This is a genomic window from Caulobacter endophyticus (genome assembly GCF_003116815.1).
Taxonomy (GTDB): Bacteria; Pseudomonadota; Alphaproteobacteria; order Caulobacterales; family Caulobacteraceae; genus Caulobacter; species Caulobacter endophyticus.
In genome coordinates this window covers 177,838-200,528 of sequence record NZ_QDKQ01000037.1, presented here as the reverse complement: position 1 = coordinate 200,528, position 22,691 = coordinate 177,838, and the positions used below count along the sequence as shown (strand labels likewise).

27 protein-coding genes are annotated in these 22,691 nt (G+C 68.6%); 10 read left to right on the top strand and 17 right to left on the bottom strand.

What is annotated here, in order from left to right; genetic code table 11:
- Nucleotides 1–405 precede the first annotated feature (405 nt).
- A complete protein-coding gene (locus tag DDF67_RS11370) occupies nucleotides 406–1,323 on the bottom strand; it encodes a M20/M25/M40 family metallo-hydrolase (protein WP_109101003.1) in 918 nt (305 codons plus the stop codon).
- 191 nt (nucleotides 1,324–1,514) lie between these two features.
- On the opposite strand from DDF67_RS11370, the gene DDF67_RS11365 reads away from it, so the two are divergent.
- The 4 genes from DDF67_RS11365 to DDF67_RS11350 are packed head-to-tail and all read left to right on the top strand — an operon-like array spanning nucleotide 1,515 to nucleotide 3,479.
- Entirely contained in the window at nucleotides 1,515–1,751 is a 237-nt protein-coding gene (locus DDF67_RS11365) for a BolA family protein (protein WP_101712499.1), read from the top strand.
- A 6-nt stretch (nucleotides 1,752–1,757) separates the two neighbouring features.
- Nucleotides 1,758–2,648: an aldo/keto reductase gene (locus DDF67_RS11360; protein ID WP_109101002.1), complete on the top strand. Its 891-nt coding sequence runs from the start codon at nucleotides 1,758–1,760 to the stop codon at nucleotides 2,646–2,648.
- 53 nt (nucleotides 2,649–2,701) lie between these two features.
- Nucleotides 2,702–3,055 carry a Grx4 family monothiol glutaredoxin gene (gene grxD / locus DDF67_RS11355; protein WP_058350026.1) on the top strand — a complete coding sequence of 118 codons (354 nt, stop codon included), beginning with the start codon at nucleotides 2,702–2,704 and terminating at the stop codon, nucleotides 3,053–3,055.
- Nucleotides 3,056–3,059: 4 nt separating this feature from the next.
- The gene (locus tag DDF67_RS11350) at nucleotides 3,060–3,479 is read left to right on the top strand and encodes an acyl-CoA thioesterase (RefSeq protein WP_109101001.1); all 420 of its coding nucleotides are present in this window, start codon (nucleotides 3,060–3,062) and stop codon (nucleotides 3,477–3,479) included.
- On the opposite strand, the gene DDF67_RS11345 is transcribed toward DDF67_RS11350, so the two are convergent.
- Entirely contained in the window at nucleotides 3,480–3,857 is a 378-nt protein-coding gene (locus tag DDF67_RS11345; protein ID WP_109101000.1) for a hypothetical protein, read from the bottom strand. It abuts the gene before it with no gap.
- A gap of 53 nt (nucleotides 3,858–3,910) precedes the next feature.
- On the opposite strand from DDF67_RS11345, the gene DDF67_RS11340 reads away from it, so the two are divergent.
- A complete protein-coding gene (locus tag DDF67_RS11340) occupies nucleotides 3,911–5,047 on the top strand; it encodes a serine hydrolase domain-containing protein (protein WP_109100999.1) in 1,137 nt (378 codons plus the stop codon).
- Here DDF67_RS11340 and DDF67_RS11335 read toward each other — a convergent pair.
- On the bottom strand, nucleotides 5,044–5,958 hold the full coding sequence (locus DDF67_RS11335) for an EamA family transporter (RefSeq protein WP_109100998.1): 915 nt from the start codon (nucleotides 5,956–5,958) through the stop codon (nucleotides 5,044–5,046). The genes DDF67_RS11340 and DDF67_RS11335 overlap by 4 nt on opposite strands.
- Nucleotides 5,959–6,042: 84 nt before the next feature.
- On the opposite strand from DDF67_RS11335, the gene DDF67_RS11330 reads away from it, so the two are divergent.
- Nucleotides 6,043–6,525, top strand: a complete 483-nt coding sequence (locus DDF67_RS11330) for an Lrp/AsnC family transcriptional regulator (RefSeq protein WP_109100997.1) — start codon at nucleotides 6,043–6,045, stop codon at nucleotides 6,523–6,525.
- A 97-nt stretch (nucleotides 6,526–6,622) separates the two neighbouring features.
- Nucleotides 6,623–7,054, top strand: a complete 432-nt coding sequence (locus DDF67_RS11325; protein ID WP_109100996.1) for a hypothetical protein — start codon at nucleotides 6,623–6,625, stop codon at nucleotides 7,052–7,054.
- Between the two features lie 9 nt (nucleotides 7,055–7,063).
- Here the strand turns inward: DDF67_RS11325 and DDF67_RS11320 are convergent, their stop codons facing one another.
- The 8 genes from DDF67_RS11320 to DDF67_RS11285 all read right to left on the bottom strand — a co-directional run bounded on the left by DDF67_RS11320 (nucleotide 7,064) and on the right by DDF67_RS11285 (nucleotide 13,056).
- Nucleotides 7,064–8,236, bottom strand: a complete 1,173-nt coding sequence (locus DDF67_RS11320) for a sialidase family protein (protein WP_109100995.1) — start codon at nucleotides 8,234–8,236, stop codon at nucleotides 7,064–7,066.
- 306 nt (nucleotides 8,237–8,542) lie between these two features.
- Nucleotides 8,543–9,475, bottom strand: coding sequence for a zinc metalloprotease HtpX (gene htpX / locus DDF67_RS11315; RefSeq protein ID WP_109100994.1), 933 nt, complete (start codon nucleotides 9,473–9,475; stop codon nucleotides 8,543–8,545).
- 19 nt (nucleotides 9,476–9,494) lie between these two features.
- Nucleotides 9,495–9,857, bottom strand: coding sequence for a TFIIB-type zinc ribbon-containing protein (locus tag DDF67_RS11310; RefSeq protein ID WP_109100993.1), 363 nt, complete (start codon nucleotides 9,855–9,857; stop codon nucleotides 9,495–9,497).
- A gap of 411 nt (nucleotides 9,858–10,268) precedes the next feature.
- Complete coding sequence (gene rpsD, locus DDF67_RS11305) at nucleotides 10,269–10,886, bottom strand: 30S ribosomal protein S4 (RefSeq protein ID WP_101718815.1); 618 nt, start codon at nucleotides 10,884–10,886, stop codon at nucleotides 10,269–10,271.
- A gap of 148 nt (nucleotides 10,887–11,034) precedes the next feature.
- On the bottom strand, nucleotides 11,035–11,466 hold the full coding sequence (locus DDF67_RS11300) for an ExbD/TolR family protein (protein WP_109100992.1): 432 nt from the start codon (nucleotides 11,464–11,466) through the stop codon (nucleotides 11,035–11,037).
- On the bottom strand, nucleotides 11,466–11,882 hold the full coding sequence (locus DDF67_RS11295) for an ExbD/TolR family protein (protein ID WP_109100991.1): 417 nt from the start codon (nucleotides 11,880–11,882) through the stop codon (nucleotides 11,466–11,468). The genes DDF67_RS11300 and DDF67_RS11295 overlap by 1 nt, the downstream gene beginning before the upstream one ends.
- Nucleotides 11,883–11,895: 13 nt before the next feature.
- Nucleotides 11,896–12,543, bottom strand: a complete 648-nt coding sequence (locus DDF67_RS11290) for a hypothetical protein (RefSeq protein ID WP_109100990.1) — start codon at nucleotides 12,541–12,543, stop codon at nucleotides 11,896–11,898.
- Between the two features lie 120 nt (nucleotides 12,544–12,663).
- A complete protein-coding gene (locus DDF67_RS11285; protein ID WP_109100989.1) occupies nucleotides 12,664–13,056 on the bottom strand; it encodes a hypothetical protein in 393 nt (130 codons plus the stop codon).
- Between the two features lie 177 nt (nucleotides 13,057–13,233).
- Here DDF67_RS11285 and DDF67_RS11280 point away from each other — a divergent pair, with 177 nt between their 5' ends.
- Nucleotides 13,234–14,037: a peptidoglycan-binding domain 1 protein gene (locus DDF67_RS11280; protein WP_109100988.1), complete on the top strand. Its 804-nt coding sequence runs from the start codon at nucleotides 13,234–13,236 to the stop codon at nucleotides 14,035–14,037.
- On the opposite strand, the gene DDF67_RS26250 is transcribed toward DDF67_RS11280, so the two are convergent.
- The 3 genes from DDF67_RS26250 to DDF67_RS11270 form a co-directional block, all read right to left on the bottom strand.
- The gene (locus tag DDF67_RS26250; RefSeq protein ID WP_269845445.1) at nucleotides 14,034–14,168 is read right to left on the bottom strand and encodes a hypothetical protein; all 135 of its coding nucleotides are present in this window, start codon (nucleotides 14,166–14,168) and stop codon (nucleotides 14,034–14,036) included. The two genes, DDF67_RS11280 and DDF67_RS26250, sit on opposite strands and share 4 nt — an antisense overlap.
- Nucleotides 14,169–14,226: 58 nt before the next feature.
- Complete coding sequence (gene fghA / locus DDF67_RS11275) at nucleotides 14,227–15,060, bottom strand: S-formylglutathione hydrolase (RefSeq protein WP_109100987.1); 834 nt, start codon at nucleotides 15,058–15,060, stop codon at nucleotides 14,227–14,229.
- 160 nt (nucleotides 15,061–15,220) lie between these two features.
- Nucleotides 15,221–16,330 carry an S-(hydroxymethyl)glutathione dehydrogenase/class III alcohol dehydrogenase gene (locus tag DDF67_RS11270; RefSeq protein ID WP_109100986.1) on the bottom strand — a complete coding sequence of 370 codons (1,110 nt, stop codon included), beginning with the start codon at nucleotides 16,328–16,330 and terminating at the stop codon, nucleotides 15,221–15,223.
- A gap of 114 nt (nucleotides 16,331–16,444) precedes the next feature.
- On the opposite strand from DDF67_RS11270, the gene DDF67_RS11265 reads away from it, so the two are divergent.
- Complete coding sequence (locus DDF67_RS11265; protein WP_109100985.1) at nucleotides 16,445–17,314, top strand: LysR family transcriptional regulator; 870 nt, start codon at nucleotides 16,445–16,447, stop codon at nucleotides 17,312–17,314.
- A gap of 139 nt (nucleotides 17,315–17,453) precedes the next feature.
- Here the strand turns inward: DDF67_RS11265 and DDF67_RS11260 are convergent, their stop codons facing one another.
- Nucleotides 17,454–20,150, bottom strand: coding sequence for a porin family protein (locus tag DDF67_RS11260; RefSeq protein ID WP_109100984.1), 2,697 nt, complete (start codon nucleotides 20,148–20,150; stop codon nucleotides 17,454–17,456).
- Nucleotides 20,151–20,327: 177 nt separating this feature from the next.
- Entirely contained in the window at nucleotides 20,328–21,146 is an 819-nt protein-coding gene (locus tag DDF67_RS11255) for an RNA methyltransferase (RefSeq protein ID WP_199229209.1), read from the bottom strand.
- 96 nt (nucleotides 21,147–21,242) lie between these two features.
- Between DDF67_RS11255 and DDF67_RS11250 the strand changes: the two genes are divergently transcribed.
- Complete coding sequence (locus DDF67_RS11250; RefSeq protein ID WP_233247621.1) at nucleotides 21,243–22,274, top strand: serine hydrolase; 1,032 nt, start codon at nucleotides 21,243–21,245, stop codon at nucleotides 22,272–22,274.
- Between the two features lie 9 nt (nucleotides 22,275–22,283).
- Here the strand turns inward: DDF67_RS11250 and DDF67_RS11245 are convergent, their stop codons facing one another.
- A complete protein-coding gene (locus DDF67_RS11245) occupies nucleotides 22,284–22,604 on the bottom strand; it encodes a DMT family transporter (RefSeq protein WP_109100983.1) in 321 nt (106 codons plus the stop codon).
- Nucleotides 22,605–22,691: the final 87 nt, after the last annotated feature.

The following is a 22,691-nucleotide window of genomic DNA, read 5'->3' as shown; positions in this document are numbered from 1 at the left end:
TCATCCGCTATGTCGGCCTGACAAAGGCCCGCGCCCAAGTCCTGATGGCCGCCATCGCCTTCAACCTGCGCCGCTGGACCGCACTCACCGCGACCTGAGCGGAGGCTTCCAAGGGCTCACTGCGTCTGCAGTCTGGAAAAAAGCCCCCTCCGCCCGGCAAAAGAGCCTCCAGAGTGGCTCATCAGCCTCTCGGCCGCCCGTCCGCCACCTCAACCTCGACGATCCGCCGTTTTAAGCAACACGCCCCTTGCGGGAGAAGGTGGCGGCCGAAGGCCGACGGATGAGGGGTTGCCCCACGAAAAACGCCGCGACGGCTGATGGGCTGTCGCGGCGTCTTGCTTTTGAGAAACCCTTCACCCGACATCCCTTCGGGAGGCCACCCTCTCCCGCAAGGGGAAAGGGGAGTTATCGCGCCACTTCCCCCAGCCGCTCGTCGAACGCCCGCGTGGCCTGGATCACCGTCGCCACCGAGGCCTTGAAGAACGGCTGCGGGATGGTCTCGAAGTCGTCGGTCGGCTGGTGGTACTCGGGGTGGTCTTCGACGCCGAAATAGACCCAGGGCACGCCCTTCCCGGCGAAGGCGCCGTGGTCGGACTGGGTGGTCCAGTTGTTCTCCTTGCCGTCGGCGTCGGTGTCGTGGCCGAGCTTCAGCTTGACCGGCGCGGTCCTGGCGACCGCGTCGAGGATCGGCTTCAGGGCTGGCTGCGGCGCGGCGCCGGCGGCGTAGAGTTCGCCCTTGGCGTTCTTGCTCAGCATGTCGAAATTGACGTTCAGGCCGATGGCCGACAGCGGGATCGGCGGCTCGGCGACGAAGGCCTTGGCGCCGCGCAGTCCGCCTTCCTCGGCGTCCAGCGCCACGATCAGCACGTCATGCAGCGGCGGCTTTTCCTTGAAGGCCTCGGCCACCGCCAGCAGGCCCGCCACGCCCGAGGCGTTGTCGTCGGCGCCGTTGTAGATCTGGCCGTTCCGCACGCCCACGTGGTCGTAGTGGGCGGTGACCACCAGGGCCTTGCCGTCGGGCGCCGTCCCCTTGATGCGAGCCACCAGATTGACGCCGGTGATCGTCGTTCCGTCCTTGCGGGTAAAGCGGAACGGACGCTCGAAACCCTCGCCGACGGGCGCCACGCCGATCAGCTTGAAGCGCTCCAGAATATAGGTCCGCGCCAGCTGCGAGCCCGGCGTGCCCGGCGCCCTTCCCTGCATGGCGTCGGCCGACAGGACCTTGACGTCGTCGAGGGCTGTGTCCCCGGGACCGGCAAGGGCCGGCGCGGCGAGGCTGGTCAGAATGGTCGCAAGCAGGCTTGCGGCGATCGTCGAACGCATTGGAACTCCCTACCGCGCGGACGGTCTCCGCCGTTACGGAACGCGGCTTTCGCCTGTTTTGATCATCACCCCGGGCTGCACGCAACCGCACGGCCCGATCGTCGATTGCGTCGGCGCGCGACGCCCGCCATATGCGCGATCTTAAGGTTTACGGGGCATACAGCCCCTTCGAGGATCGGAGAGTCCGCCCCATGCCCATGTCGCCCGACGTGCTTGAAGCCCGCCTCAACGCGGCCTTCCCGGATTCCGAGATCGTGCTGACCGACCTGGCCGGCGACGGCGACCACTACAAGGCGCGCATCGTCTCGCCCGCCTTCCGCGGCCTCAATCGCGTCAAGCAGCACCAGATGGTCAACCGCGCCCTGGCCGACGTTCTGGGCGGCGAGCTGCACGCCCTGGCGCTCGAAACCGCGGCTCCGGCGGAGTAACGCACCGTGCGCTATCGTCCTTTCGGCAAGGCGGGCATGGCGATCTCGGCGGTGACGCTGCGGCTCGCCGACCACCCGCGCATGAGCGGCAAGGACTGGCGCAACCTGATCTTCACGGCCCTCGAGGCCGGCATCAACAGCTTCGAGGTCCACGGCTCGTCCAACGCCCTGCTGGAAGGCGTGGGCGAGTCCCTGACGACCATCGAGCGGCGGCTGCTGTTCGTGAGCTGGCGGCTGCGCAGCGGCGGCGAGCTACTGAGCGCCCAGGCCATCCACGATCTCGTCGACGTGGCCGTCGAGCGCTGCGGGCTTTCCTATGTCGACCTCATCACGCTCGACGATCCGGGCGCGGCCTTCCCGCCGACGGCGATGGCGGCCCTGCTGGGCCTGCGCCAGTCGGGCCTGATCCGCTCGCTGGGCCTGGCCAGCCGCGGCGAGGGCCAGGATCGCCACCTGGCCAGCGGCCTGTTCGACGCCCTGGCCGCGCCGTTCAACCTGTCGTCAGGCTGGGCCGAGCGCAACCGCATCCGCAGCGCCGTCGCCCGCGACGTGGCGGTGATCGGCGAGGACTTCTGGCCCCAGAGCATCCGCGAGCGCGAGGCCAAGCCGATCTTCAAGAAACCGTCGCTGTGGCGTCGCCGCACCGACCCGCTGGCCAATCTGGGCGGCTACGATTTCCTCGACAGCACCCAAGGCTGGACCGGCCAGGAGCTTTGCCTCGGCTACGCCCTGACCGAGCCGTCCCTCGCCACCGTGCAGGTGATCACCACCAAGCGCGACAAGCTCGAGGCCCTGGCCTCCGTCGTCGAGCGCGACCTGCCGACCGGCTGCGCCGCCCAGATCGAGATGGCCCGTTTTTCGGCCGAACAAGCGGCCGGGACCAAGCGCCGCGCTTGACCAGGGGCCTTCCGGCGCCTAGCTGAGGGGTTACCGCCAAGGAATTCCTCCCCATGACCGCCCCTACCACTGAAGTCGCCGCCTCCCCCGCTCTCGAATTCATCGCCAAGACGGTGGCCGAACACCCCGTCGTGCTGTTCATGAAGGGCGTGCCCGACCAGCCGCGCTGCGGCTTCTCGTCGGTGGCCGTGCAGATCCTCGACCACCTCGGCGTCGAGTTCGTCGGCGTCGACGTGCTGCAGGACGACGAACTGCGCCAGGGCATCAAGACCTTCACCGACTGGCCCACCATCCCCCAGCTCTACGTGAAGGGCGAATTCGTCGGCGGCAGCGATATCGTCCGCGAGATGTTCCAGTCGGGCGAACTGAAGTCGTTCCTGATCGAGCAGGGCGTCATCGCGGCCTGATCGGGTGAGCCGCCTCTTCGTCCCGCCGAGCGACGCCTATCCCCTGACCTTCGAGCCCAAGGCGTCGGACATCGACGCCAACGGCCACGTCAACAACGTGGTTTATCTGGGCTGGGCGCAGGATCTTGCCATAGCCCATTGGGAAGCTTGGGCTTCGCCCGAAGAGCGGGCTGGCTGGAGCTGGGTCGCCCGCCGCCACGAGATCGACTACCGCCGCGAACTGCTCCCAGACGAGATCGCCACCGGCTACACGTGGGTGGGCGAGCTGAAGGGACCGCGCTTCGAGCGCTATGTCCGTATCGACGGCCCCGACGGCGAGATGTGCGCCCAGAGCCGCACCGACTGGGTGCTGATCGACATCGCCGCCAGGCGACCGGCCCGCGTGCTGCCGTGGATGGTCGAGCGCTTCACGCCGAAGGGCTGATCAGCCTTTCCCCAGCGGATTGAGCAGTCGCACGGCTGTCGCGCCGGCGATCCCCAACTCGCTCCAGCCGAACTTGACCTCCGCCTCCCTCGCCCCCCCGCCCTTGCAGGTCTCCAGCCGCCGCCGGGCGAAGGCGACGTCAGGGATCGCATCCCTGCCCTCGACGAAGAACCGCAGGTCCTCCTTGCGCAAGCAGCCCTGCGACTTGAGGCGGATGACCAGGCCGTCGGTCTCGGCGCGGGCGCCCAGCAGCGGCTCCAGTTCTCCATAGAGCTCCGGGTCGCCCGGCAGCAGGCGCGGCGGGCGCGACGGAACGGTCGCGCACCCTGAAAGCAGCAGTCCGGCCAGCAGCAAGCGGCGGTTGAAAAAGACGCCCATGGCCCCCAAGGTCGCCCGGCGCGGGTGAGCGCGCAACCGTGGGGCCTCTGGAAATGCGTGGAAAGTCTCTGGCGTGGACGGCGGCCCTCCTGTGTCTGGCCGGCGGGACGGCGCGCGCCGAAAATCCGAAGCTGGACGCCGAGATCGCCCGGCTGATGAGCGTGGGCAAGGTTCCCGGCGTGGCCGTCGCCGTGATCGAGGACGGCAAGGTCGCGCATGTCGCCGCCCAGGGCGTTCGCAACGAGAAGGGCGATCCGCTGAAGCCCGAGACGGTGATGTACGCCGCCTCGATCACCAAGGCGGTGTTCGCCTACTACGTCATGATGCTGGTCGACAAAGGCAGGCTCGACCTCGATACGCCGATCGCGACCTACCTTCCAAGGCCCCTGCCCGACTACAAGGCCTATGCCGACCTGGCCGGCGACGAGCGCTGGCGCGCGATCACCCCGCGCATCCTGCTCAGCCATTCGGCCGGCTTTCCCAACTTCCGCTGGCTGAACCCCGACGGAAAGCTGGATATCAAGTTCGCCCCGGGCAGCCGCTATGCCTATTCCGGCGAGGGCATCAACCTGATGCAGTTCGTCATCGAGCAGGGACTGTCGATCAAGGTCGGTCCCGACATGGACAGGCGCCTGTTCAAGCCCTTGGGCATGAGCCGCTCGGGCATGGTCTGGCGCGACGACTTCGCCCCCGACATCGCCGACGGCCGTGACGAGACCGGCAAGTGGCAGCCGCACGACGACCGTTCCAGCGTCAAGGCGGCCGGCTCGCTCGACACCACCATCGACGACATGGGCAGGATGGCCGCGGCCATGGCCAGCGGCTGGGGCCTGTCGAAGAAGGCCCGGGCCGAGTTCGCGCGCGGGCGCCTGCCGATCGTCTCGCGCTCGGAGTTCCCGACCTTCACCGCGGAGACCAACCCCGACAACGCCAGGATCAAGCTGGCGGCCGGAGTCGGCGTCGTCGCCTTCGAGGGGCCGCAGGGCCGCGCCTTCTTCAAGGGCGGCCACAACGACATCACCGACAACATGATGGTCTGCGTCGAGAGGCGCCGGCGCTGCGTGGTGGTGCTGACCAACAGCGGCGACGGCCAGCGGATCTTCCCGTCGCTGGTCAAGGCGGCGCTGGGCGAGACCGGCATGCCCTGGGCCTGGGAATACAGCCGGCTGATGCCGGTGGAGGCGCCCTAGGCGCCCGGCCGCTCCAGTTCCTCGGGATCCTCGACGACGACGTTCTCGGGCGTGGTCGTCAGGATGGCGCCGGCCGAGGCCGCGACGATGCAGCCGATGGCCGCCCACTGCTGCATCGACAGGTGCTCGGACAGCACGATCAGGCCGGCCAGGGCGCCGATCGCCGGCTCGGCGCTGAGCATGACCCCGAAGGTGCGCTTGGGGATGCGCTTCAGGGCGACCATCTCTAGCGAATAGGGCACGGCGCTGGAGCAGATGGCTACGACCAGGCCCAGCAGCATCAGGTGCGGGTCGAGCAGGGTCGCGCCGGCCGAGGCCACGCCGAACGGAACGACGATCAGGGCCGCCACGCTCATGCCCATGGCCACCGAGCGGCCGCCGTGCAGATGGCCCAGGCGCTTGCCGGCGATGATGTAGAGCGCCCAGCAGACCGCCGCGGCCAGGGCGAAGCCGACGCCGACGGGGTCGAGCGGCGCTGCGCCCAGCTTCAGCGGCAGAAGCAGCAGCAGGCCGAAGGCGGCCAGGCCGATGCACAGGAAGTGGCTGGCCTTGCGCGCATGCAGCAGCGACAGGGCCAGCGGCCCCAGGAACTCGATGGCCAGGGCCACGCCCAGCGGAATGGTCCGCAGCGCCATGTAGAAGCAGAGGTTCATCACCCCGGTGGCCGCACCGTAGAAGGCCACGGCCAGCATGTCCTGGCGAGTGATCTTGAACCGCCAGGGCCGCCACAGCAGCAGCAGCAGCACCGCCGCGAACCCGACGCGATAGGCAGAGACGCCCTGGGCGCCGACGGCCGGGAACAGGGACTTGGCGAAGGACGTGCCGCCGGCCAGCGTCACCATGCCCCCGAACAGGGCGGCGTACGGCAACAATGCGTCGAGCGCGGGACGGCGGAGGGCGGCGGCGGACATGACGGCAAACTAGTCGCGGAAGACTGGCGCTTCTCGCCGAAATTCGGCGTATACCGCCCAAAACAGTCATTTTCGGCGACTCAGATGACGAAATCCGTCACCCTCGACAACTTCGACCACAAGCTTCTGGAACTGGTCCGCCAGAACAACCTCGAACCGGCCCGCAGCCTGGCCGAGAAGGTGGGGCTGTCGGAAAGCGCGGTGCTGCGCCGGCTGCGGCGGCTGCGCAAGGAGGGCGTAATCGTAGCCGACGTCGCCATCGTCGATCCGGCGCGGCTGAACGCGGGCCTGACCATGCATGTGCTGGTCGAGATGGAGCGCGAGGGCAGCGCCCTGTTCAACGCCTTCGCCGCCGGCGTCGCGGCCCGCAAGGAGGTGCTCAGCGCCTGGCACGTGACCGGCAGCACCGACTTCCTGCTGACCGTCACCGTGCCGACCATGGAGGCCTACGAGGCCTTCACCAACGAGGTGCTGAACGACGACCGCCGGGTGCGCTCGTTCATGACCCTGGTCGGCATCCGCGAAATCGTCCGCCAGGATCCCTCGCGCGCCCCGCTGGTGGAGTAGCCGGGCGGTAGAGTCGAGAAGGGCAATATTCGCAAAGGTTGTTGACGCGCGTCCGCGCGAGTGTCGAAATCCTGTGGCACGGACGGGAGGAAGCGCAATGAAGGCGCACGTCATCGCGATCGGACTGGCCCTGTCGCTGGCTGCAGGCGGCGCGGTCGCGTCGAGCTGGCACTGGGCCAAGGCGCCGACCCGCGAAGAGGCCATGCGCCTGGCCACCGAAAAGGCCCAGGCCAAGGCCAAGCGCAGGGGAACCTGCTTCAAGCCGGCCGTGAGGGTCGACGAGTGCCAGGCTACCGCCGACGGCTTCCGCTGCCGCGCCGACAGCGGCTCCGACCTGCGGGCCTGCGGGGCGCGCGTCGGCTGGGTGTATGAGCCCCCCTTGCCACCCATCCGGACCCGGATCGAGCGCCTCAGCGATGGCTACGAGCCCCAGTGGACCCAGCCGTCCCCCTACATGCGCGGCCAGTTCACCTCATCGACCTGGGAGCTGGATCAGTTTCCGCCACCCACTGCGGTGAAGCTGCCTTAGCGTCCGAAGTCAGCGGGCCTCCAGCACCAGCAACGGTACGCGGGTAATCTGCACGTCTTCCTTGTTTGCGGCGTAGCCGACCCACAGGGCGCCGTCCCAGACCACGCTCTTGGGATAGTGATAGCCCGGCCGCTTGTACTTGCCCTCGAAGCGCAGCGGCTGCAGGTCGCCCTGGCCGCGCAGGCGGAAGCTCTGGCTGAAGGTCTTGCCATCCGGCGACAGGGTTACCGCCAGCGGCAGGCGCGGCCGGTCGCTGTTTGGCGCATTGACCAGATAGGCCGTCCCGCCCGGCAGGTTGCCGGCGCTCTGCTTGGCGCGGGCGTCGGGCATGGCGGTCAGGACCGGCGTCGTCCACGAGACGCCGCGATCGCAGCTTTCCGAGGCCAGTTGCCGGAAGCTCAGCTCCTCGTCGCGGAACACCATCACCGCGCAGCCGTCGGCGCGGCGAAACAGACTGGGCTCGATCTCGCGGCTCAGGCGCCGCTCGTGGGCGGCGGTCGCGCCCGAAGCGTCGCGCGGCAGGTTCTCCATCCGCCCCTGCGTCCAGCCCGAGACGCCCAGCGGATCGTCGGTGAAGAACGGCTTGGCGATCATGCCCGGCCGCAGGTGGAAGGCGGTCATCACCCGGCCGTCGATCAGGTGCGGGTCCTGCTCGATCACCCCCTCGACCGGGCGGCCGTCGGCGCCGGTGACGCGCCTGGCCTCGCTCCAGACGACGCCGTCACGGCTGGTCCGGTACTCGGCGTAGCCTCCTGCTCCCGATTGAAAGCCATCCGGCCAGACATTGGCGTAGGCGACCAGGGTCTGGCCATCGGTCCACCAGCCGCCGCTGGAGCGCATCAACCCGCCCCGCCCGGCCGGCGCCAGCACCTTGGGCGCGCTCCAGGTTCGGCCATCGTCGCTGGCGGCGTAGGCGACCCAGGTGTCGGCCGAATCCTCGTCGCGGGCCGAGCTCTGCCACTGGGCATAGAGGCGGCCCTTGAAGCCGACCAGCACCACGCCGTTGCTGAACTTGTCGGAGGCTTCCGTCGGCGCAAAGACGGTGAAGGTCTGGGTTCCCTGCGCGGCCTTCAGGCCCAGGTCCGCCTCGTCCGCCCGGAAAAGTCCCGGCGCCACCTCATAGGGGGCCGCGCCCGCCGTCAGGGCCAGGGCCGCGATGGCCGCCGCCAGGTTCCGGATCATCGTCGGGCCTCCCATACGCAGACTTTGGCCCAGCCTCCACAGTGAGCGGTGGCATGCAATTCTGACAACGTTGTCCAGAACAATGTTCGCTGCTGGCGTTCTGCGGCTTCATCCTGGGCGCGGCGACGCGGCGCAGTCTGCCTCCCGCTGAAGAAGCGGCTGGAGCCCTGGCCTGCTGGCCCCGATGTTCTTCACCCTCCCGGGCCTCGACACCCAGCTGACCATGGTCAACAGCTGGACCCGGTATGACGAGCTGGGGGTGAAAATCAGAAGGCGGCGGGGATGTCCCCGCCGCCTTCTTCATTTCTAGCTCCAGGGTCCCGGCTGGCGGCTGGGGCCGCTGGTCGGGACGGCGGTGCTCAACCTCGTCCGCGCGCCTTGCCCGATCGCCAGCTTCATCAGCGCCTCGATCCGGTTGTGAGTGGCCGGGTGGGTCGAGAACAGGTTGTCGGCCCCGCGACCGGCCAGCGGGTTGATGATGAACATATGGGCGGTGGCCGGATTACGCTCGGCCTCGTGGTTCACCACCCCGCCCCGGGCATAGGCGTCGATCTTCTCCAGCGCGCGGGCCAGGCCCTGGTTGTCGCCGGCGATCTGCGCGCCCACCCGGTCGGCCTCGTACTCCCGCGAGCGGCTGATGGCCATCTGCACCAGCATGGCGGCGATCGGGGCCAGGATGGCCAGTGCGATGGCCCCGATGATCCCGCCGGGGCGTTCGTCGTCCTCGCGCGAGCCGCTGAAGAAGAAGGCGAAGTTGGCCAGGGCCGAGATCGCGCCGGCGATGGTCGCCGTCACGGTCATCGTCAGGGTGTCGCGGTTCTTCACGTGGGCCAATTCGTGGGCCATGACGCCACGGATCTCGTCGCGATCGAGCATGGCCAGCAGGCCCGTGGTGGCCGCCACGGCGGCGTTTTCGGGATTGCGGCCGGTGGCGAAGGCGTTGGGCTGGTCGCTGTCGATGATGCAGACCCGCGGCATCGGCAGGCCGGCGCGCTGCGCCAGGTCGGCCACGTCACGGGCGTAGCTTCGCACCAGCGGCTCGGGATGGCTCTCGTCGACCTCGACGGCGCCATAGGCTCGCAGCACGATCTTGTCGGCGTTCCAGTACGAAAAGACGTTCATGCCGGCGGCCAGCACGAAGGCGACCAGCATGCCGGTCGGACCGCCGATCATGTAGCCAGCCCCGACGAACAGGGCCGTCAGGCCGGCCAGCAGGGCGAAGGTCTTGAAGTGGTTCATGGTCCTCTTGCGCGCGGGATCAGTCGAAAATGTCGAACAGATCGAAGCGCTTCTTCTTGTGATGGCCGTGACGGCGGTAGTCGTCGTCGCGGTCGTAATGCTTGCGGTCGTCGTGACGTTTGTGGCTCTCACGCCAGTTGTCGTCATAGCGACGCGGCTCGGGCCTCTGCTCATAGGTCGGCTGGGGGCGGCCGAAGGGCGAGGGCCCTGACGGCGGCGCGGCCGAGGCCTGCGCGTCCTCGCGCTCCATCGCCATCAGCTTTTCCAGCTCGCCGCGATCAAGCCATACGCCCCGGCACTTGGGGCACATGTCGAATTCGACGCCGGCGCGCTGCACGGCCTGCATGGAGCCGTCACAGTTGGGGCACATCAGAAGAGGCATGGGTCGTTCGGGTCCCTGGTCCAAGAATGGAGACGGGGTTCCCGATGTCGGATCCGGCACGAGGGGGAGGGACACCCGGACCCAGACATCGAGAACACCCGATGCGGTCCGACATCACGCGCGTCTCCAGAGGGGGGAGATGAAGACGCTGCGCCAGAGGGGCCCGGCCCGCTCACTGGAGATAGGACGGGGTTTTGGGGTTTCAAGCCCCCAAGACCCTCTCCCTGGAGGGAGAGGTGTCGGCGAAGCCGACGGAGAGGGAAGTCGCAGGGGCGCTCGGGACGGGCAGGCCGCCCGCGATCCCTTCCCCCTCCGGCCCTCCGGGCCACCTCCCCCTTCGGGGAGAGGGATAAAAAAAGGCCCCGGATCGCTCCGGGGCCTTTTCCGTGTCTCTTGCGAGTTCGACGCGTCTTACGAGGCGTAGAATTCGACGACGAGGTTCGGTTCCATCTTCACCGGGTACGGAACTTCCGAGAGTTCCGGAGCGCGGACGAAGGTGGCCGACAGGCCCTTGGCGTCGACCGAGACGTACTCGGCGAAGTCACGCTCGTTCGAAGCGACGGCTTCGAGGACGAGAGCCATGTTGCGCGACTTTTCGCGGACCGCGATCACGTCGCCGGCCTTGCAGCGGTACGACGGGATGTTCACGCGCTTGCCGTTCACGGTCACGTGGCCGTGGTTCACGAACTGGCGGGCGGCGAACACGGTCGGCACGAACTTGGCGCGATAGACGATGGCGTCCAGGCGCGACTCGAGCAGGGCGATCAGGTTCTCCGAGGTGTTGCCCTTGCGGCGGGCGGCTTCCTCGTAGGTGCGAGCGAACTGCTTCTCGGTCAGGTTGCCGTAGTAGCCCTTCAGCTTTTGCTTGGCGCGCAGCTGCAGGCCGAAGTCCGAAACCTTCTGCTTGCGGCGTTGGCCGTGCTGGCCGGGGCCGTAGGACCGCTGGTTGACCGGCGACTTGGGCCGGCCCCAGAGGTTTTCGCCCATACGGCGGTCGATCTTGTACTTGGCGCTATGGCGCTTGGACATAGGTCACTCTTTATGTCGATCCGAGCCGGACCTCCGGAAGGAGGACGATCTCAACGGCGGCTTCGGGTCAATCCGTCATGAAGCTATCGCGCCGCGCGGCGAGCCGGCGGCGTGAAGGCGCGGTTTATGGCGGAGGAGGGCCGGAGAGTCAACGCACGGTGCGGTTGGGCGGCTCGGGGTAGGCGTCCGTGGAAATCAGGTCAATGCCGACGCCCGCCCGGCCCGCGGCCGTGATCAGGGGTTGGATGACGCCATAACCGGTATCGGGGCGCGCCCATATGGCCAGCCGGCGATCGGCGGCGGCGAGCTTCGCCAGCGCCCCGTCCAGCGCTTTCGGCTCGATCGCCCGCCCGTCGAAGCGGAAGCTTCCGTCCTCCCCGACGGCCAGAACGGTCGCGTGTCGCGCGGGGCCGCAATAGATGTAGGCGACGGGCGGCAACCGCACCGTCGTCGTGGCGGCCCCGGCTGCGCCGGCCAGGCCGACGCCCCCGGCGAACAGCGCCAGCAACACGCCGACCATCGGCGTCAAGTTGATCACCGCCATCGGCTTGTCGTCGAACCGCCCCGCCAATCGCGCCATCAGTAGATGTCTTCGCTGAGCAGGCTGACCTTGATCCCGGCGTCGTCCAGGCGTCGCACCGCCATGGCGACCACTTCGTACCGGACGTCGGGATCGGCCCGGAGCACGACGCCGTCGAACCCGTGCGTCCGTGCTTCGCGGACCGCTACGGCCACGGCCTCGCCGACACCGGCCGCCCGGTTGCCGCCCACATAGGCCCGCCCGTCGCGATGGAAGGTAAGTTGGATCGTTTTGGGCAGGGGTGCGTCAGGCGACCTGAGATGGCAGCCCGGGATCTCGAGCTTCAACGCGTTATCGAGCCCGACCGAGCCGGTCGCGACCACCGTGAACACCGCCAGCAGCACGCCGATCATCGGCGCGAGATTGGGCGTCGACAGCGGCCTGGCGTCGAACTTCGCGGCGGACCGGCTAGCCATGCGCTCTCCCCCTTCAGTCCGACGACAGGTTGGCCGGATGGCGGAACCAGGCCTTGCGAGACCGACCGACGTCGCGACGACGGATGAAGGCCAGGCCGCGCCAGGCGACGAAGCGACCGACGGGCAGAAGCCCGGCGAGCAGAACCGGCCACACCCACCAAAGCCGGTCAGGCTGGCGTAGGTTGGCGAGCATCTCGGTATAGATCGCCTGCCTGGCGGCTCCGTCCGCGACGGCTGCGGCCAGGATATCGGCCACCTGGGGTATCTTCGAGGCGGCTTCAGCCGCCGCCCGCTGATGGTCCAGCGCGAACAGGGTCAGCGTCGCGGCGAAGGCCACGGCGATCCAGGCCCAACGGGGACGCGCCCGGAAACTGAACCCGCCGGCCTTGCCCACGGCCAGGCAAAGCGCGAAGACCACGAGGATCCGGTTCCAGCTCTCGCCGGCTGTGAGGCCATCGGACGCCAGGCCCACGAACAAGGCGCAACTGGCCCCCGCCGTGACCCCGCGCGGAACCTCGTCGATCCAAGGCCTGCCGATAGGCGCTGCGATCGCGACGCCGATGACGAACAGGCAGAGCGGCGCGGCCAGGCTGGTCCAGTTGAAAAGCGCGACGGCCAGAGCCGGCCAAACGATCGCCTCAAGAAGGCGAAGACACCTCATCCCCAAGGACGGTGGCTGCTTTCCCAAGGGCGGTTGGTGCGTCGCCGACGTCGTCATGCGGCCACCTTACAACCGGCGCGGGCGCGTCGCCAAGACGCGCCCGCCAGGCTCGTGCTGCTTCTAGGTCCGCTGCAGCGGATTGCGCACGCGCACCTTGTCGGTGCGCTGCACGCCCATGGCGTCGAGGTCGAAGCGTAGCTCCTTGCCTTCCGGCACGAGGGCGCGGCAGAGGTCGGGACGCTCGCGTATCAGGGTGACGGCGACGCCGCTGTCCCGGCGGTCGGCGGTGACCTTGAAGTCCTCGGCCTTGGTGCAGCCGTTGGACGACACCCGCGCCACCAGTTCGCCCTTCTCGAGCGCCACGCCATACAGGGGCTCCAGCGTGTCGTTACCGTCGTTGATCTTCACCGAGACGTCGCGCTTGCCGCCGTCGTCGGCGTCGATGATCACGCAGGCCGAGGTCGACAGGCCCGCGGCGACGACCAGGGCCAGGACGGCCAGTTTCTTCTGCATCTTTGAAAATCCCCTCAGCGGCCGAACTTGACCTTGGGCCAGGGGAGCGGACCGCCGCTGAACCCGGGATGAATTACCGAAAGTTCACAACCAGCGCGCGCGACACGCCCAACGCGCCCAGGTGACGAATTCCCTCAATGGGTGTATTTTTCAGATATCGCCAAAAGGGGGAGCGCCATGGCCGTCACAGACGACGAGATCAACAAGGCCGTGGCCGTGACCGGCCGCTTCGAGAACGCAGGCGATCCCTGGAGCGGCGTCACGGGCGACTTCGACGGCATGGGGATCTCCTGCGGCGTGCTGCAGTGGAACATTGGCTCGGCCTCGCTGCAGCCCCTGCTGCTGGCGGCGGGCAAGCCGGTGATCCTGCGCGCGGCGCCGACGATCGGGGCCCAGCTATGGCAGGCCTGCAACGCCGGCGTCGCCCAGGGCCTGGCGATCGTGCGCCAGTGGCAGACCAACGCCCAGCTCAAGGCCGTTCCCAGGAAGGAGTTGGCCAACCTGATGGGCTCGCCCGAGGTGAAGGCCCAGCAGCTCACGCGCATCCGGACGGTGGCCGGCAAGGCAGACGCCCTGGCCGCGACCTGGGCCCAGGCGGCCGGCCGCCCAGCGCGCAGCCTGCAGGAGCTGATCTGGTTCTTCGACCTGGTCACCCAGAACGGCAGCCTCAAGGGCCTCGACCACGACGACGTCGTGCAGTTCATCAAGACCTCGACCCCGGGCCGGGCCGACGACGTGGTCTGCGACTGGCTGCTGGCCGCCCCGGCCGCCTGGTGGGGCCGCGTCGACTGCATCAAGAACGCCGGCCTGTGGCGCGACAAGGTCGCCCCGGCCGACCTGGAGCTGTTCGTGCTCAGCTACCTGCGCGCCTCGCTCAGCACGGCCAAGGCCCGCGGCGTGGTGATGAACCGCAAGGGCGCCCTAGCCTTCCGCAAGGGCTGGATCAACGGCCAGCTGTTCGACTTCACAGGTCAGTTCTAGCCAGGTCTAGGCGGCGTCGAGCACAGCCCGTAGGCTGGCACGAACAGAAGCGACGGAACCAGGGTGTAGGCGGTGCAGGCCAGAAAGAGGCCCAGCCTGTAGGACTGGGTCTCGCCTTCAAGGTTCAGCACGGCGATCGCCAACCGGCGCTTGGATCAGGCCAGGCCAAACTCTTCCATACGGCGAAGCTTACAACCTTGCGGCGTGCCAGTCGATATGGTCGCCGATGAAGCTGGCGATGAAGAAGTAGCTGTGGTCGTAGCCTTCCTGGCGTCGGACGGTGACCTTCAGCCGGGCTTCGGCCCCGGCCTCTTCCAGCAGCTGCGGCTTCAGCTGGCTTTCCAGGAAGCTGTCGGCCAGGCCCTGGTCGACCAGGATCTCGTCGAAGCTCTCGCCGAAGCCGTCCTCGATCAGGACGCAGGCGTCGTGGGCGCGCCACGCGGCGCGGTCAGCACCCAGATAGGCCGTCAGGGCCTTGTCGCCCCACGGGCAGTTCAGCGGCGAAACGATCGGCGAGAAGGCGCTGACCGACTTGAACAGCTGCGGATTACGCAGGGCGATGGTCAGGGCGCCGTGGCCGCCCATCGAGTGGCCGAAGATTCCGCGCCGGGCCGGATCCAGCGGGAAAGCGCCGTCGACGGCCTCCAGCAGGTCCTTGGTGACATAGGAATACATGTTGAAGTGCGGGATCCACGGCTCTTCCGTGGCGTTGACATAGAAGCCCGCGCCCTGGCCCAGGTCGTAGGCCGCATCGTCGGCGACGCCCTCGCCGCGCGGCGAGGTGTCAGGGGCGACGATGGCCACGCCATGCCTGGCTGCCCAGGCGTAGGCTCCGGCCTTGGTGGTGAAGTTGTCTTCGGTGCAGGTCAGGCCTGACAGCCAGACGAGATAGGGGAAAGGCCCCTCCCCGTCCGGAACCCATATGCTGAATTTCATCGGCGTGCCGGTGCTGGCGCTGTCGTGCCGGCAGTAGCGCAGCGTGCCGCCCTGGGTGCGGTGGGTGGCGAGGGTTTCGACGGTCATGGCGCGCGTCTCCCCCTTCCTCCTTGATGGGGGAAGGGTCGGGGATGGGGGTTGAACAGCGGCGACGGACGCAAACCGCGACCGCGCCATATCCTGAAGCGGGGGCTTCACCCCCACCCCTGCCCCTCCCCCATCGAGGGGGAGGGGTAGAGTTGAAGATTCAGAACGTCACCACGGTGCGGATGCTCTCGCCGTTGTGCATCAGGTCGAAGGCCTCGTTGATGCGCTCCAGCGGCAGGACGTGGGTGATCATCGGGTCGATCTGGATCTTCCCGTCCATGTACCAGTCGACGATCTTGGGCGTGTCGGTGCGGCCGCGGGCACCGCCGAAGGCTGTGCCCTTCCAGACCCGGCCGGTGACCAGCTGGAACGGACGGGTGGCGATTTCCTTGCCGGCCTCGGCCACGCCGATGATGATGCTTTCGCCCCAGCCGCGGTGGCAGGCTTCCAGCGCCGTGCGCATGACGCCGGTGTTGCCAGTGGCGTCGAAGGTGTAGTCGGCGCCGCCGTCGGTCAGGGCCACCAGGTGGGCGACCAGATCGCCCGACACGTCCTTCGGATTGACGAAATGGGTCATGCCGAACTTGAGGCCCCACTCTTCGCGGTCCGGGTTGATGTCGACGCCGACGATCATGTTGGCGCCCACCAGCTTCAGACCCTGGATCACGTTGAGGCCGATGCCGCCCAGGCCGAAGACGATGGCGTTGGCGCCCGGCTCGACCTTGGCGGTGTTGGTCACCGCGCCGACGCCCGTCGTCACGCCGCAGCCGCAGTAGCAAGCGGTCTTGAACGGGGCGTCCTTGCGGATGCGGGCCACGGCGATCTCGGGCAGCACGGTGTAGTTCGAGAAGGTCGAGCAGCCCATGTAGTGGTGGATGGTCTGGCCCTTGTAGGAGAAGCGGCTGGTGCCATCGGGCATGAGCCCCTTGCCTTGCGTGGCGCGGATGGCCGTGCAGAGGTTGGTCTTGCCCGAAAGGCAGCTTTTGCACTGGCGGCATTCGGGCGTGTAGAGCGGGATCACGTGGTCGCCGACCGCCAGGCTGGTGACGCCGGCTCCGACCTCGACCACCACGCCCGCGCCTTCGTGGCCCAGGATCGACGGGAACAGGCCTTCGCTGTCCAGGCCGTCCAGGGTGTAGGCGTCGGTGTGGCAGACGCCGGTGGCCTTGATCTCGATCAGGACCTCGCCGGCCTTGGGGCCTTCCAGGTCGACCTCGACGATCTCCAGCGGCTTCTTGGCTTCGAAAGCGACGGCGGCGCGGGTCTTCATGGCAGGCTCCGATGGGTTCTTGGCCACTGTGGTACGCCGATGCGCAGCCAACGATAATCCCCCACAAGGCAAAACATTGTTGCCATGATGGGACAATTAGCGCACCACCGCGCCATGAGCCGCTGGGACGGGATCGACGAGTTCGTGGCCACGGCCGAGGCCGAGAGCTTCTCGCAAGCCGCGCGGCGTCTTGGCCTTTCGACCTCGGGCGTCAGCCGCGAGGTGGCGCGGCTGGAGGAGCGGCTGCAGACCCGCCTGCTCTATCGCACCACCCGTCGGGTCAGCCTGACCGACGCCGGCCGCGCCTTCCTGGCCCGCTGCCGCGAACTGATCCACGACCGCGACGAGGCCCTGGCCGCGGTCGGCGAGGAGGACGGCGAGGTCAAGGGCCTGCTGCGCATGACCTGCTCGTCGGCCTATGGCGAGCGCTACGTCGTGCCGGCGGTCAACAGCTTCGCCCTGGCCCACCCCAAGCTGTCGCTGCACATCGAGCTGGACGATACGGTGCGCGACATCGTCAGCGAGGGCTTCGATCTCGCCATCCGTTTCGGCCGCCTGACCGACAGCCGCCTGATCGCCAAGCGCCTGGCCTCGCGCACGCGCCGCCTGTGCGCCGCGCCGGCCTATCTGGCGCGGACCGGTGCGCCCCGGACGATCGCTGATCTCGAAACCCATGCCGGCGTGCTGGGCGCGGCCGACACCTGGCCGTTCAGGGAGGGCGAGCGCGAGATCGCCTTCAAGCCCCAGGGCCGTTTTCGCTGCAACAGCGGCCAGGCGGTGCTGGACGCGACCCTGCAGGGGCTGGGCATCTGCCAGCTGCCCAACTTCTACGTCGACCCGGCGATCGCCGACGGACGGCTGGTTCCGCTGCTGGAGGACGCCAATCCGGCCGACGAGGGCGTCTGGGCCGTCTATCCGCACCTGCGCCTGCTGCCGGCCAAGGTGCGGTTGCTGGTGGAGCATCTGGAGCGGGAACTGGGGTGAGCGAGAGATCCTCTCCTGTGGGAGACGTGTCGGCGAAGCCGACGGAGAGGGGAGCAACTGCGAAATCGGCCGGGTTAGCGGAGGCTGAAAACGTCCCCCCTCCGGCCCTTCGGGCCACCTCCCCCAGAGGGGGAGGATCTTAAAGCAGCTTCCTCAGGCTCAAGCGGACCGTCCGCCCCATGGCGTCCATATAGTCCTCCTGATAGGCCTGCGGCGTGCGCCCCTGGTCGTCGCGGACCTGCTGCTTCTCGTCGAACAGGTTGTCGACGGCCAGCGTCACGCGCGAGCCTTTCAGCCAGTCGTAGCGCTGCACCAGGTCCTTGCGCTGCCCGAGGTCGGCGAAGCCCGACAGGCTGATGGTCGGGATGTCGGAGAAGAACAGGTCATCGCCGCGCGGGCCGCCGTCGACCCAGGTGGCTGAGCGCCAGGCGCTGCGCAGGCCGCAGCCCAGGCCGTCCTTGGCCAGGTTGGCCTGCAGGTTGACCTCGTGGCGCGGCGTGCCGCCCCGGCGGCCCAGCGACGAGCCGTCCAGCAGGTCGAGCGGCGTCATCCCGTCTCGGATCACCACCTCGTCCTGCAGCCGCCACAGATGGTTCACCGAGACGTTCAGAAAGCCCTGCCCCGGCTGACCGCCCGAGCGCATCATGAAGCCGGGGCCGCTGGCTTGCGCGCCCCCGCCCGGCCTGCTCCCCGGCGCCGCCGGCGGACCGCCCCAGCGCAGGTTGTAGTTCAGCCCCCAGCGCAGCTCCTGGCGGTCGGCATGGGCGAAATTCACCGGCCGGGTGTCGACCGAAGTCAGGCGGCCCGTGACGTCACGGACGAAGCGGCTGGGGAAGGCCGCCTCCAGTTCTGGCGAAACGGCCGGGAAGCTGGCGACCTGGTCCTCGACGCGGATGGCCGTGTAGTTGCCCCACAGCGACAGCTCGCGCTTCTCGAACGGTCGATAGTTGAAGCCCAGCTTGACCACCTGGCGGCTGTCGGCGCTGAGGTTCGGGTTGCCGCCCTCGATGCGGGTGACGTTGACCGTCTGGTTGGTGGCGAAGTCGTACATCGCCACGTTGGGCGTCAGCAGCACCGGGTCGTTGACCTGCTGGGGCGAGGGCTCTCCCTCTTCGGTGCTGTAGTTCAGCGACAGGTTCATCCGCTTGACCGGCGACCACGAAAGGCCGCCGCCCGCCGTCATCAGGCCGCCGATGTCGGAGAACTGCTCGTACAGCACGTTGCCGTTCACCGAGACCCCGCCCAGGAAGCCCAGCACCCCGTCGCGCTCGGCGATGGGGGCGTCGGCGCTGGCCGAAAGCGTGCCCCGGTCACGGACCAGGGTGCGGCGCGTGAAGGCGCCCGAGCGCACGCTCTCGGCCTCGATCTTGCGGCTGTCGACGCCGCCCTTCAGCGTGGCGCGCAGGCGCCCGGCCGGCAGTTGCGCCACCGTGCCGTTCATCGTCAGCTCGGCCCTGGCGTTGGTGGTGATGGAGTCGGCGGTGTCCTGAGCGGCGTAGCGCAGCAGGTCGCGCGGGATCGGGGCGAACGGATTGACGCCCGGGTCGCTGGCCGCCACCGCCGCGCGATAGGCCGTGGCGTCCAGGCCCCGCCCGGTGCGCGTGGCGCTGTCGGTCAGGTCGAAGTTGCCGGCGAAGGACCAGCGCCAGCCGGCCATCATGCCGAGCGCCGTCATGCCGGCCTCGAACTTGTCGGTGTCGGTCTTGCGGCGCAGGGCGTCGGGCACGTCGAGATAGCGATAGAGGGCGACGTCCCGCGAGAACGGCGAATAGGGGCTGTCGGCCTTCAAGGCCAGGCTCACGCCGGTCAGGCCGTTGAAGCTGACCCGGCTGGTGCTCTCGACATTGCCGCTGAACGTGGTCGTTACGTAGCCCAGCGCGCCGAGCATCAGGTTGCGGGTATAGGAGCCCTGGATCGCCCCCTCCTCGCCGCGCGCCAGCAGGGTGCGCGCGGCGGTCAGGTCGTCGGTCGCCGCCCGCCCGGCGCCGGCCACGAAATCGGCAAGGCTGGGCGCGCCGCTCGCGGCCGAGGTCGGAACGGACACCACCGACACCACAGAGCCCGCCAGGGCCGACAGGTCCGGATCGAGCTCGGGCCCGGTCGCCAGGCCGATATTGCCCTGGATGTCGTAGGGCGTGCTGCTGGCGCGCACGATGTCGCGCTCGGACTCGTAAAGCGGCGTCTCGCGGCGGTAGCGGACATTGACTGTCCAGCGGGCGTCGGCGTCGACCTTGAAGAGATTGCCCTTCTGCTCGTTGAAGGTGCGCCCGCCCTCGGTGGCGAAGCGGAACTCGTCCTCCAGGTTCAGCGACCGGAAGTCCTTCTTCAGCACCAGGTTCACGACCCGCTGGTCGGCGCGGTAGCCATAGGCCAGGGCGGCCTCCTCGCGCAGGATGTCCATCCGCTGGACCGCCTCGGGCGGCAGGCCGGCGATCTCCTGAAAGCCCGAGATGCGTTGGCCGTTGACCAGGGTCACCGGACCCTCGCCGCCGCGCCCGCGCGAGGACACGGTCAGGGGCTCCAGCATGGTCATCAGTTCGGCGATGCTGCCCGCGCCATAGGCCTTGATGGCCTCCTCGTCGAGCGAGATCTCCGGCTCGACGGGGCTGTCGGTCTTGCCGCGCGGCGCCGACTGCACCGTCACGCCCTCGACGACGGCGTCCTCGGCCTCGACGACCGGAATGAGAGAGGGCTTGGCGTCCGGGGCTTTCGCATCCGAGGGCTTGACCTCCGGAGCCTTGATCTCGGCCGGCTTGGCTTCGGACGGCGCCGCCGTCCCAACCGCCACAGCCGCGGCGAAACCCTGCAGAAGCACGCCACCAAGCGCCATCGCCATGCCCCCTACCCTAAGTCCCGGCGCTCGACCGCCGCTATCCCACAACCTGGACCATGATTGCAGATTTTGGCTGGATAGCGGCGTTTGCGCCAGGGCGGAAATTAAAGCGGCGTAAGGTGGGAAACCGGTTACTGCGACGAAACCGGGCTACGGCTTTTCGAAAGCTGAGGCCGCGCCTCAGTCCTCGCCCTTGTCCGCCGCCTTCTTCGCCAGCTTGGCCAGCACCCGGCCGCGCCCCTTCGACAGGGCGGTGATCACCCCGCGGAAGGTACGGACCTCCTGGTCTGTCAGGCGGGCGCGGGCCAGCGGGACGCGCAGGTTGCGCACCATCGAGGGCCGCTTTTCCGGCGGATGGTAGAAGCCGGCCTTGTCGAGCTCGCCCTCCAGATGCTCGTAGAGGCCCATCATGGCCGCCTGGTCGGCGGGCCCCTCGACGTTCAGCTCGAACTTCTTCCAGGGCCGGTCGTCGACGGTCATCTTCCATTCGTAGGCGTTGATCGACACGGCCTGGGCCAGGTTCAGCGACCGGAAGCGCTCGTCGATCGGGATCGAGACGATGGCCTGGCACAGGGCGATATCGTCGGTCTCCAGGCCGGCGCGCTCGCCGCCGAACAGCAGGCCGACCTTGCGGCCCTGCTCGACTTCCTCGGCCAGGTGGCCGGCGGATTCGCGCGGGGTGTAGACAGGCAGGCGCGTCTCTCGCGGGCGGGCCGTGGTGGCGTAGACCAGATGCAGGTCGGCGATCGCCTCGGCGAGCGAGCCGAACACCTTGGCGTCGTCCAGCGGCCAGCTGGCGCCCGATGCGCTGGCCCAGGCCCGCTCCTGCGGCCAGCCGTCGCGCGGATTGACCAGCCGTAGTTCGTAGAGACCGAAATTGGCCATGACCCGCGCCACCGAGCCGATGTTCTCGGCCAGTTGCGGAGCGTTGAGGATCACGCAGGGAGGCGTGCGGACGATTTCGCCCGAGGGGCTGGGGGAGGTCGTGTCGGCGGTCATGGGCGTCCCTTTGCCGTCGAGCCACACTTTCACGCAAGTCCGAACCGTCATCTTGCGCGTTTAGCCTCCGCTCACGCTTGGAGGCTTTCGAACCCGATGCATCGCCGCGCCCTGCTCGCCGCCCTCGCCATGCCCGCCCTGCCGGCGGCGCTGTCGGCCTGCCGCGAGCCGCCCTTGGCCGGCCAGGAGGACCCGACCTTCGACCACGAGGCGATGAGCCTCAAGCTGACCGCCATCGCCGAGCGCGCCCGCCCCAGCGACCTGGGCGTGGCCGTGCAGGACCTGACCACCGCCCAGCGCGCCACAGTGGCGGGCGAGCACCTGTTCCCCCTGGCCGGAATGTGGACGGCGGCCCTGGGCGCGGCCGTGCTGGCCGAGGTTGAGGCGAAAGCCCTGTCTCTGCGCGAAACCCTGACGGTGGAGGACGTCGACCTGTCGCCGCCGCCCAGCGAGGTCGCCGACGCCTGGCCGGGCCGGCGACGCTGGACGGTGGAGGAGCTTCTGAAACGCGCCGTGGCCGGCGGCGACAACACCGCCGCCGACGTGCTGATGAAGCGGATCGGCGGTCCTGGCGCGGTCACCGCCTGGCTGGACCTGAAGAAGGTCGAGAACCTGCGGATCGACCGCTACGCCCGCCAGTTGCTGCCCGAGCAGACCGGCGCGGCCTCGTTCCGGGCCGAGTGGCGCGGCCAGGCCTGGCGCAAGACGGTGCTGGCCACGCCCGAGGCGACCCGCCGCAAGGCCTGGCAGGACTATCTCGTCGATCCGCGCGACAGCACCACGCCCCTGGCCGCCGTGCGTTTCCTCGAAGCCCTGAACCAGGGCGAACTGACCGACCAGGACGGCCGTCGCCGGATGCTGCGGATGATGGAGGCCGCCGCCGGCGACCGCCTGCGCCCGGCCCTGCCCGCCGGCGCGCGGCTGGCGGCGATCACCTCGGCGACGCCGTGGGACCTGGGGCTGACGGCGGCCGACAACGTGCTGGCGATGGTCCGCCTGAAGGACGGCCGCCGTTTCGCCCTGGCCATCTTCCTGAAGGCCTCGCCGATGGAGGAAGCCGACCGCGACGCCGTGATGCTGGACGTCATGCGCACGATCCTGCAGGCGGCGGAAAAGGCGGGACGATAGCGTCCGTCCTCAGTGCGAGGACGACAGCTTCATCAGGACGAGGCCGCTGACGATCAGCACAGCGGCGATCACGCGGGTGATGCTCAGTTGCTCTCCCAGCACCGCGACGCCGACGACGAAGGCGCCGACCGCGCCGATGCCGGTCCAGATGGTGTAGGCCGTGCCCAGCGGCAGCGACTTCATCGAAAGCGACAGCAGTCCGAAGCTGGCGAACATGAAGACGATGGTGGCGATGCTCGGCCAGGGCTTCGAGAAGCCCTCCGAGGCCTTCATGAAGAAGGCCCAGACCACTTCCAGAAGGCCAGCGATGATGAGGAATATCCAAGCCATGACGGCGTTCCCTTGCAAGAACGCCGGGCCGTCCCGGACTTAAGCCCATCTCATGTGGAGACGGGGGAGGACGTGGCCTCGCTCGGT

Excerpts from the sequence above, each read along its gene's own strand:
- DDF67_RS11370 (WP_109101003.1), bottom strand. The coding sequence starts at position 1,323 with ATGCGTTCGACGATCGCCGCAAGCCTGCTTGCGACCATTCTGACCAGC.
- DDF67_RS11365 (WP_101712499.1), top strand. The coding sequence starts at position 1,515 with ATGCCCATGTCGCCCGACGTGCTTGAAGCCCGCCTCAACGCGGCCTTC.
- grxD (WP_058350026.1), top strand. The coding sequence starts at position 2,702 with ATGACCGCCCCTACCACTGAAGTCGCCGCCTCCCCCGCTCTCGAATTC.
- DDF67_RS11345 (WP_109101000.1), bottom strand. The coding sequence starts at position 3,857 with ATGGGCGTCTTTTTCAACCGCCGCTTGCTGCTGGCCGGACTGCTGCTT.
- DDF67_RS11340 (WP_109100999.1), top strand. The coding sequence starts at position 3,911 with ATGCGTGGAAAGTCTCTGGCGTGGACGGCGGCCCTCCTGTGTCTGGCC.
- DDF67_RS11335 (WP_109100998.1), bottom strand. The coding sequence starts at position 5,958 with ATGTCCGCCGCCGCCCTCCGCCGTCCCGCGCTCGACGCATTGTTGCCG.
- DDF67_RS11330 (WP_109100997.1), top strand. The coding sequence starts at position 6,043 with ATGACGAAATCCGTCACCCTCGACAACTTCGACCACAAGCTTCTGGAA.
- DDF67_RS11325 (WP_109100996.1), top strand. The coding sequence starts at position 6,623 with ATGAAGGCGCACGTCATCGCGATCGGACTGGCCCTGTCGCTGGCTGCA.
- DDF67_RS11320 (WP_109100995.1), bottom strand. The coding sequence starts at position 8,236 with ATGATCCGGAACCTGGCGGCGGCCATCGCGGCCCTGGCCCTGACGGCG.
- htpX (WP_109100994.1), bottom strand. The coding sequence starts at position 9,475 with ATGAACCACTTCAAGACCTTCGCCCTGCTGGCCGGCCTGACGGCCCTG.
- DDF67_RS11310 (WP_109100993.1), bottom strand. The coding sequence starts at position 9,857 with ATGCCTCTTCTGATGTGCCCCAACTGTGACGGCTCCATGCAGGCCGTG.
- rpsD (WP_101718815.1), bottom strand. The coding sequence starts at position 10,886 with ATGTCCAAGCGCCATAGCGCCAAGTACAAGATCGACCGCCGTATGGGC.
- DDF67_RS11300 (WP_109100992.1), bottom strand. The coding sequence starts at position 11,466 with ATGGCGCGATTGGCGGGGCGGTTCGACGACAAGCCGATGGCGGTGATC.
- DDF67_RS11295 (WP_109100991.1), bottom strand. The coding sequence starts at position 11,882 with ATGGCTAGCCGGTCCGCCGCGAAGTTCGACGCCAGGCCGCTGTCGACG.
- DDF67_RS11290 (WP_109100990.1), bottom strand. The coding sequence starts at position 12,543 with ATGAGGTGTCTTCGCCTTCTTGAGGCGATCGTTTGGCCGGCTCTGGCC.
- DDF67_RS11285 (WP_109100989.1), bottom strand. The coding sequence starts at position 13,056 with ATGCAGAAGAAACTGGCCGTCCTGGCCCTGGTCGTCGCCGCGGGCCTG.
- DDF67_RS11280 (WP_109100988.1), top strand. The coding sequence starts at position 13,234 with ATGGCCGTCACAGACGACGAGATCAACAAGGCCGTGGCCGTGACCGGC.
- fghA (WP_109100987.1), bottom strand. The coding sequence starts at position 15,060 with ATGACCGTCGAAACCCTCGCCACCCACCGCACCCAGGGCGGCACGCTG.
- DDF67_RS11270 (WP_109100986.1), bottom strand. The coding sequence starts at position 16,330 with ATGAAGACCCGCGCCGCCGTCGCTTTCGAAGCCAAGAAGCCGCTGGAG.
- DDF67_RS11265 (WP_109100985.1), top strand. The coding sequence starts at position 16,445 with ATGAGCCGCTGGGACGGGATCGACGAGTTCGTGGCCACGGCCGAGGCC.
- DDF67_RS11260 (WP_109100984.1), bottom strand. The coding sequence starts at position 20,150 with ATGGCGATGGCGCTTGGTGGCGTGCTTCTGCAGGGTTTCGCCGCGGCT.
- DDF67_RS11255 (WP_199229209.1), bottom strand. The coding sequence starts at position 21,146 with ATGACCGCCGACACGACCTCCCCCAGCCCCTCGGGCGAAATCGTCCGC.
- DDF67_RS11250 (WP_233247621.1), top strand. The coding sequence starts at position 21,243 with ATGCATCGCCGCGCCCTGCTCGCCGCCCTCGCCATGCCCGCCCTGCCG.
- DDF67_RS11245 (WP_109100983.1), bottom strand. The coding sequence starts at position 22,604 with ATGGCTTGGATATTCCTCATCATCGCTGGCCTTCTGGAAGTGGTCTGG.